This window comes from Kamptonema animale CS-326, from assembly GCF_028330895.1.
Taxonomy (GTDB): Bacteria; Cyanobacteriota; Cyanobacteriia; order Cyanobacteriales; family Microcoleaceae; genus Kamptonema; species Kamptonema formosum.
In genome coordinates this window covers 1-5,449 of the sequence record NZ_JAQMUA010000319.1, presented here as the reverse complement: position 1 = coordinate 5,449, position 5,449 = coordinate 1, and the positions used below count along the sequence as shown (strand labels likewise).

Annotated in this window: 7 protein-coding genes; 3 read left to right on the top strand and 4 right to left on the bottom strand. The window is 44.4% G+C overall.

Annotation, left to right across the window (positions count from 1 at the left end; translation table 11 throughout):
* Nucleotides 1-326: 326 nt before the first annotated feature.
* From PN499_RS18310 to PN499_RS18300, 3 genes are all read right to left on the bottom strand, one after another.
* Nucleotides 327-1,436 carry a 30S ribosomal protein S1 gene (locus PN499_RS18310; RefSeq protein ID WP_272033532.1) on the bottom strand — a complete coding sequence of 370 codons (1,110 nt, stop codon included), beginning with the start codon at nt 1,434-1,436 and terminating at the stop codon, nt 327-329.
* Between the two features lie 261 nt (nt 1,437-1,697).
* Nucleotides 1,698-2,261 (bottom strand): transcriptional regulator NrdR, encoded by a 564-nt coding sequence (gene nrdR / locus PN499_RS18305; protein WP_272033531.1) that lies wholly within the window; start codon nt 2,259-2,261, stop codon nt 1,698-1,700.
* Nucleotides 2,262-2,404: 143 nt separating this feature from the next.
* Nucleotides 2,405-2,500, bottom strand: a complete 96-nt coding sequence (locus tag PN499_RS18300; protein WP_019487237.1) for a photosystem II reaction center protein T — start codon at nt 2,498-2,500, stop codon at nt 2,405-2,407.
* A 68-nt stretch (nt 2,501-2,568) separates the two neighbouring features.
* Here PN499_RS18300 and PN499_RS18295 point away from each other — a divergent pair, with 68 nt between their 5' ends.
* The gene (locus tag PN499_RS18295) at nt 2,569-2,796 is read left to right on the top strand and encodes a hypothetical protein (protein WP_272033530.1); all 228 of its coding nucleotides are present in this window, start codon (nt 2,569-2,571) and stop codon (nt 2,794-2,796) included.
* A 14-nt stretch (nt 2,797-2,810) separates the two neighbouring features.
* Here the strand turns inward: PN499_RS18295 and PN499_RS18290 are convergent, their stop codons facing one another.
* Entirely contained in the window at nt 2,811-3,989 is a 1,179-nt protein-coding gene (locus PN499_RS18290; protein ID WP_272033529.1) for a glycosyltransferase family 2 protein, read from the bottom strand.
* Nucleotides 3,990-4,146: 157 nt separating this feature from the next.
* Between PN499_RS18290 and PN499_RS18285 the strand changes: the two genes are divergently transcribed.
* Entirely contained in the window at nt 4,147-4,533 is a 387-nt protein-coding gene (locus PN499_RS18285) for a DMT family transporter (protein WP_272033528.1), read from the top strand.
* 122 nt (nt 4,534-4,655) lie between these two features.
* Nucleotides 4,656-5,306: a Uma2 family endonuclease gene (locus PN499_RS18280; protein WP_272033527.1), complete on the top strand. Its 651-nt coding sequence runs from the start codon at nt 4,656-4,658 to the stop codon at nt 5,304-5,306.
* Nucleotides 5,307-5,449: the final 143 nt, after the last annotated feature.

Below are 5,449 nucleotides of genomic sequence, written 5' to 3'. Positions count from 1 at the left end.
TTCTGAACTCGTTCAAGAATTAATGAAGATAACTCCCAATAAACGTCGTTTTTACCAGCAGGGTATACGGGCTGGAATCCTGATTGGGTCTATTTCTTAGGCCTCTCTGTCACCCCCCCAGGTAATTGTCAATCCTAGCAAAGTAATCCTAAAACTTGGGGATTGCTTCGCTTTGCTCGCAATGACAGATCGTAAGTAATTTGTCGGAGACAATATTAGCTATTGGCAGTTAACAGTTAACAGTTAACAGTTAACAGTTAACAATTTATGGAAATAGTTACAAAAAAAGAGGGTGTTTCCCTCTTTTTATAAGAAAGATTGGGATATTAATCTTCCGTTGCTGGGGGAATTTCTTCCTCTGGAATTTCCGCCACTATCTCTTCAGTTGCGGCGGGAATTTCTGCGGCTATCTCCTCCATTGCTGGCGGAATATCGTCTAGTTCCTCAGTTGCCGAAGGAATATCGTCTGGAATGTCGTCTAGTTCATCAGTCGCGGCTGGGACTTCTACGGGAATCTCAATAGCAGCTTTTGCTTGCTTTTGAGCTAGCATTTTCTCGCGGAACTTAGCGGCCATTTCCTCAGCTTTTTCATAAACCAGGTCGCGATTTTTGACCATTGCTCCTGGTTCAGGCTCTAACTGCTTCGTGGAGAGGGAAATCCGACCCCGTTCTGCGTCTAAGTCAATGATCATGACTTTCACTTCATCATTGACATTGAACACGCTATGAGGCGTATCGATGTGGTCGTGGGAAATTTCGGAGATGTGTAGCAAACCGCTGACACCGCCGATGTCGATGAATGCACCGTAAGGTTTGATTCCGCGAACTGTACCGATGACGACTTCGCCAACTTCGAGGCGATTCATCTTCCGCTCTACTAGCGCTCGGCGGTGGCTCAAAACGAGGCGATTACGGTCTTCATCTACTTCTAGGAATTTTAATGGCAGTTCTTCTGCGACTAATTCTTCCTTGGGTTTGCGGGTGCTGATGTGAGAACCGGGGATGAAACCGCGCAACCCTTCAATTCTTACTAATGCACCGCCGCGATTGGTTGCAAAAACTTGCGATCGCACCGTTGCATCTTCTGCTTGCAGTTGTCTGACTCTTTCCCAGGCTCGCATATATTCTATGCGCCGAATGGAGAGTGTGAGTTGACCGTCTTCATTTTCATCGGTGAGGATGAAAAATTCTCTGGTTTCGTTCGACTGCAATACCTCTTCTGGAGCTTCTACCCGATTGATTGACATTTCCTGAATGGGAATGTAAGCGGCGGTTTTAGCGCCGATATCAATCAGGGCTCCTCTGGGTTCTATACTGAACACCGTACCTGCTACTATATCGCCAGGGCTGAAGTGATAGTCATATTTATCTAATAGGGCTGCAAAATCTTCGTGAGTAAAGCCCACTTCTTTGACTGCTGTTTTCTGATTGACCATGCGAATAGTTTCCTGGGATTTCTCTCCTTAGTTTTTTGTTCCTGTGGATGGATGCTGTAGATTTTAGTTAATAAGCTGTTGGCTTTTCTATCAATCTTTTGTAAAAGTTAGCGCTAGCCAACCATTACCGGGTGCAACCCCACACCCGCTACCATTATTATTACTCAAAACTTCAGGTTAGGAGTGTTAATTATAATCATGGGGCGGTAAGATAGTTTATTATAGCCTAACTATGCCCGTTTAAAACTATTTGTGGCGAGTTTAGTTGGGTGTCGCGCAGGATGGCTGAATTTCTAGCTCTCTGGACTCTGAGGGCGGTAACTCGCAAGAGGCGATCGCATTGGGATCGGTTTCTATTTCTAGATTAGTGTCGTGGTCGCTTTGCAGGCGATCGAGGGCTTCGACAAAATCTCGGATGCCTTGAAATTGGCGATAAACGGAGGCAAATCGCACGTAAGCAACTTCACTCAATCGTCGCAACTGTTTGAGAACTAATTCACCAATATCTGAACTTGCTACTTCTCGGAGCGATCGCCCTTGCAGTTCTGATTCGATTTCATCAGCAATTTTTTCTACTTCTGCTGCGGCAATACCTGTTTTTTCACAAGCACGAATTATACCGCGCAGCAATTTAGATTTATCAAAGGACTCGCGTTTGCCATCGCGTTTAATTACTGTTATCGGCACAAATTCTATGCGTTCATAACTCGTAAATCGGTGTTGACAGTTCAAGCATTCGCGGCGGCGGCGAATGCTTTTACCGGATTCGGCCGATCGCGACTCCAGAACGCGGCTGTTTGGATCGTGGCATAAGGGACAACGCATAACTACTGATTTTTACAGGTTTCTAAAATAGATGGCAATTCATCTCGGCCCCAGGTTGAGCGAGATGAATTGCGGGACTTGTATATATTGCTCAGCAGTGAGGGCTGAGAACTGTTGGATAGTAAAAGCTCGGAGGGAGCTAGTTACTTGCCAATCCGAGGGGGTTGGCGAAAGGCGATCGCAAAAAAGAGTACACCGATCGCCAAAGACAAAATCAAAATGTAAGCAACGCTTTCCATATCCTAGTTTTTCCTTAATCTTCCAGTTCTATGTAAGTTTATCCCAATTGGGGAAACCATTACTAGCTGTGCAATGCACTATCCAGACTATATATTATTTTGACACTCTCAAAGGAAGAAGGAAGAAGGAAGAAGGAAGAAGGAAGAAGGAAGAGGGTAGAAGGAGGAGGGCAAAAGACTTATGCAGCCAGCTTTCTGCTATAGGTTTAATTAGGTGGATTTACTTACTGAGGCGATCGATAATCAAAGCATCTGCTAATTGGATGCGATCGCGATCGATAGAGCGCACGCAATAGAAGCCTCGCAAAGCTCACCGCCGTTTCAACCCCAATACGCTCAGAAAAAAGCTAGAGAAAATTACCTGCAAACCTACAGTCAGACAAGCGATCGAGGGAATTACCAAGCGTAAAGTTTTGGAAGGGTCTAAAGGGCCAAAGGAAGTCTCACCCCAGAGGGTAAATGACAAGATCGAGCCGGTTATTCCTATCAACATTAGTAGGCTTCCTACTATCAATCCTACTTCCAGACTGATGTAGCGCAATAGTTTCTTAATTTGCGGATCTTCAGGTAGCAACTTCTCGCTGATAGCGAAGACTTTGGTAAATAAAGCGAAACTAACAGCTTGAAAGCCGACAATAATCGCGATCGCAGCATAAAGCAGAGTGTGTACGTCAAAGCTGACACGCCCCACTAATCTCGTAGCCGGTAACAGCCACACTCCCACCGCTAAACCCACAAACATTAACAACAAACCGGGATACAGAAATAGCCAGCGGGGGCTGTAGAGCAGCAAAAATCGCAAGTGTCGCCACCCGTCTCGCCAAGTTCGTAGGTGGGGCGGGCGACTGCGGCCATCTGGGGACAAGGTGGTGGGGACTTCCGCGATTCGCAGTTGGTTGAGAGAGGCTTTAACAATCATTTCACTGGCGAATTCCATCCCCGTTGTTTGTAAATCCAGTTGCAAGATTGCGTCTCTCCTGAAGCCCCGTAGCCCGCAGTGAAAGTCACCGCAAGGACTTGCAAACAACAGCCGCCCCACCCATGTGAGCACGGGATTCCCTAAATATCTGTGTAATCTAGGCATTGCTCCCGGTTTCACGCCACCTTGGAAGCGGTTTCCCATTACCAAGTCGTAGCCCTCTCGTAATTTTTTCACAAAAGGGCCAAGGTTGGAGAAGTCGTAGCTATCGTCAGCGTCACCCATAATGATGTAAGTTCCGCGTGCGGCTACGATCCCGCCCATGAGAGCGCTGCCATATCCTTTGGCTGCAACGGGAATTACTCTGGCTCCCAGGCGAGTTGCGATCGCTTGAGAACCATCAGTGCTACCGTTGTCTGCTACGATCGCTTCACCAACAATATTGAGTTCCCGTAATGACCGCTGTGCTTTCTTGATACAGGCTTCTAAAGTTTCAGCCTCGTTCAAGCAGGGCATTAGTATGGATAATTCCAGAGAGTTTTCCTCGCTTGCATTTGCGTGTTCTACCATATTTTTGTTATAATTTTACCCACTCTGGGCAATATTTATTTTAACTGCCTGTAAGTTTAAAAGCTCAGGGATAGAGAAAGTATAGAAATATTGAGCGCGGCTGTTGGGTGAAAGTTTTTTGAACTATTATGACAGTATACTATAGGTTACTTTACTAATGACTCGAAGCGTTTTTCTAGTTTTGCTTGCTGCTATCCTTTGCGGTGTTCTGGGTCAATTTAGTCTGAAAGGTGCTGCTAATATTTTGGGGCCGATTGGCGCAGCAAATTTAGTGGAAAAAGCCATAGCAATGGCAAGTCAGCCTTTAATCTGGGTTGGTTTAATTTTATATGGATTGGGTGCTTTTGGTTTTATTGTCGTGCTATCTCGCGCCAACATTAGCATCGTCTCGCCTTTACTCTCAATTAGTTACATCTGTGTAGTTTTAGGCGGTAAATTTATATTTAATGAGCCTTTGCCACCGCTGCGATTGGTAGGTGTAGCTTTAATTATGACCGGAGTAGTGTTTGTACTTAATAGTTCGCCTAGTAGTTCTGGTGGTTAAGAAGTCGGGTTTCTGCGATAATTTAAGCATCCTACCGAAGATTTAGGTAAGAAACCCGGTTTCTGTTCTTCAAACTGATTAAATGTTATCATAAAATCACTTCATAGCAGAAGGAACTCACAATGCAAACCCAAGAAAGACCAACCATCGAAAAGAAGCCACAGACTGAGAAACGCTACTACACGCCAGAGGAATATCTAGCTTTAGAAGAAGCTGCGATCGATAAAAGTGAATACCATGATGGGGAGATCGTACCAATGACAGGCGGAACTACCAATCACAACAGCATCATCATTAACTTGATTGCTAACTTAAAATTTAGCTTACGCGGCAAAGATTACACATTATTTACTAGCGACGTGCGCCTGTGGATACCCCTAACTCGCCGCTACGTCTATCCTGATATCATGGTGATTCAAGGAGAACCAGTCTATCAAGAAAACAACAAAACAATTGTGACAAATCCTCTGGTAATCATTGAGATTTTATCCAATTCAACCCAAGACTACGATCGTGGTGGCAAATTTCTCGCCTATCGCTCAATACCTGAATTTCGAGAATATATTTTAATTGACCAATATAGCTATCACATCGAACAATTCGCTAAAAATTCTAATAGGAAATGGGAATTAACAGAATATGATTCAGAAGAATCTGTATTAATCCTAGAATCAGTAGAATTTCAAATACCATTGAAGGAAATTTACGAACGAATTAATTTTGAGGCTAAAGCAGAAGAAGTGAATGAGCCAACAAGTGAAATTCAAGAATAATATCAATTTGGATTAATTGGTAGTCTGAGAAACCGGGTTTCTGCGATAATTTTGGCATCTTACCGAAGAATTGGGTAAGAAACCCGGTTTCTGAGCCCCACGCGATCGCTCCCTGAGCAAAGAAATCGGGTTTCTGCGATAAT

Excerpts from the sequence above, each read along its gene's own strand:
- PN499_RS18310 (WP_272033532.1), bottom strand. The coding sequence starts at position 1,436 with ATGGTCAATCAGAAAACAGCAGTCAAAGAAGTGGGCTTTACTCACGAA.
- nrdR (WP_272033531.1), bottom strand. The coding sequence starts at position 2,261 with ATGCGTTGTCCCTTATGCCACGATCCAAACAGCCGCGTTCTGGAGTCG.
- PN499_RS18300 (WP_019487237.1), bottom strand. The coding sequence starts at position 2,500 with ATGGAAAGCGTTGCTTACATTTTGATTTTGTCTTTGGCGATCGGTGTA.
- PN499_RS18290 (WP_272033529.1), bottom strand. The coding sequence starts at position 3,989 with ATGGTAGAACACGCAAATGCAAGCGAGGAAAACTCTCTGGAATTATCC.
- PN499_RS18285 (WP_272033528.1), top strand. The coding sequence starts at position 4,147 with ATGACTCGAAGCGTTTTTCTAGTTTTGCTTGCTGCTATCCTTTGCGGT.
- PN499_RS18280 (WP_272033527.1), top strand. The coding sequence starts at position 4,656 with ATGCAAACCCAAGAAAGACCAACCATCGAAAAGAAGCCACAGACTGAG.